The sequence below is a fragment of the Arthrobacter sp. E3 genome (genome assembly GCF_017353415.1).
Taxonomy (GTDB): Bacteria; Actinomycetota; Actinomycetes; order Actinomycetales; family Micrococcaceae; genus Specibacter.
In genome coordinates, this window is sequence record NZ_JAFMPX010000073.1 from 1 (window position 1) to 2183 (window position 2183).

General features: G+C 59.0%; 1 protein-coding gene. It reads left to right on the top strand.

The genetic code is table 11. The annotated features are described in order from the left end of the window. Positions 1-2183: pyruvate dehydrogenase (acetyl-transferring), homodimeric type (gene aceE / locus JMA46_RS16630; RefSeq protein WP_207346461.1), on the top strand; the 2183-nt coding region annotated here is incomplete at both ends.

The following is a 2183-nucleotide window of genomic DNA, read 5'->3' on the forward strand; positions in this document are numbered from 1 at the left end:
GCTATTTTGGTGCATCGTGCGCAGGCTCCTGATATTGGTGTGGGTGGGCATATTTCCACTTATGCTGGTGCGTCGACGTTGTACGAGGTTGGTTTTAATCATTTCTTCCGGGGTAAGGATCATCCCGGGGGTGGGGACCAGATTTTCTTCCAGGGTCATGCTTCTCCTGGGATGTATGCGCGTGCGTTCTTGGAAGGTCGCCTCTCGGAGGAAGACTTGGATGGTTTCCGTCAGGAAAAGTCCAAGGAGGGTCATGCGCTGTCGTCGTATCCGCACCCGCGTTTGATGCCGGAGTTCTGGGAATTCCCGACCGTGTCGATGGGTATCGGCCCGATGCACGCGATTTACCAGGCCCAGTCAAACCGGTATTTGCATAACCGTGGCATTAAGGACACCTCTGATCAGCAGGTCTGGGCGTTCCTTGGTGATGGTGAAATGGACGAGCCGGAATCGCGTGGTTTGTTGCAGCTCGCGGCGAACGACAAGCTCGATAACCTGAATTTTGTTATTAACTGCAACCTCCAGCGTTTGGATGGGCCGGTGCGTGGCAACGGCAAGATCGTTCAGGAACTCGAAGCGTTCTTCCGCGGTGCCGGGTGGAACGTGATCAAGGTGTTGTGGGGTCGTGAGTGGGATGACCTGCTCGCGAGGGACACGGATCATTCGCTGGTGAAGGTCATGAATGACACCCTGGATGGGGATTACCAGACGTACAAGGCTGAATCCGGTGGGTTCATTCGTGAGCACTTCTTCGGGCAGACCCCGCAGACCAAGGAACTCGCCGCGCATCTTGATGATGAGCAGATCTGGAACCTCAAGCGTGGCGGGCACGATTACCACAAGGTTTACGCCGCGTATAAGGCTGCGAGTGAGTTCAAGGGCAAGCCGACAGTGATCCTGGCCCACACGGTCAAGGGCTACGGCCTGGGCACGCACTTCGAGGCACGTAACGCCACGCACCAGATGAAGAAGTTGACCTTGCAGGACTTGAAGGACTTCCGCACGCACCTGCGCCTGCCGATCTCTGATGAGGTTCTGGAAGCGGACCCGTACCGTCCCCCGTACTACCACCCAGGTGCTGACTCCCCGGAGATCCAGTACATGATGGAACGCCGTGCGGCGTTGGGCGGGTTCGTTCCTGAACGCCGTTCCAAGCACACCGAGTTGGAACTACCCGGGGATAAAACCTATGAAGTCGCCAACCGCGGCTCGGGTAAGCAACACGCGGCCACGACCATGGCGTTCGTGCGCCTACTCAAGGACTTGATGCGGGATAAGGGCATCGGTCAGCGGATCGTGCCGATCATCCCGGACGAGGCACGGACCTTCGGCATTGACGCGTTCTTCCCGACCGCGAAGATCTACAACCCCAACGGGCAGAACTACCTCTCCGTGGACCGTGACCTGATCCTGGCCTACAAGGAATCCGTGTCCGGGCAGATCGTGCACGCCGGCATTAACGAAGCCGGTTCCGTGGCAGCGTTCACCGCTGCCGGGACCGCGTACGCCACGCACGGGGAACCGTTGATCCCGATCTACGTGTTCTACTCCATGTTCGGCTTCCAACGCACCGGAGACCAGTTCTGGGCTGCCGGGGACCAGATGACCCGCGGGTTCATCATCGGCGCGACCGCAGGACGGACCACCCTCACCGGTGAAGGCCTGCAACACGCTGACGGGCACTCACCGATCCTGGCCTCCACCAACGACGCCGTGATCACCTACGACCCGGCCTACGGCTACGAGATCGGTGCGATCATCCACGCCGGTCTGGAGCGCATGTACGGGAAGAACTCTACCGATCCCAACGTCATGTACTACATCACCGTGTACAACGAGCCGATCATTCAACCCAAAGCACCCGAGAACATCGATATCGAGGGCATCAACAAGGGCATCTACCTCCTCAACAAGAGCGAGCACACCGGCCCACGCACCCAACTCCTCGCTTCCGGCGTGTCCGTTCCCTGGGCCCTGGAAGCACAACGAATCCTTGCCGATGAATGGGGTGTAGCCGCTGACGTGTGGTCCGTGACCTCATGGACCGAACTCCGACGCGACGGACTCGCCGCGGAAGAAGAAGCGTTCCTCCACCCCGAAAACCCCGTCCGCACCCCGTACATCACCCAAAAAATGGCTGATGCACAAGGACCGGTCATCGCCGTCACCGACTACATGAAAGC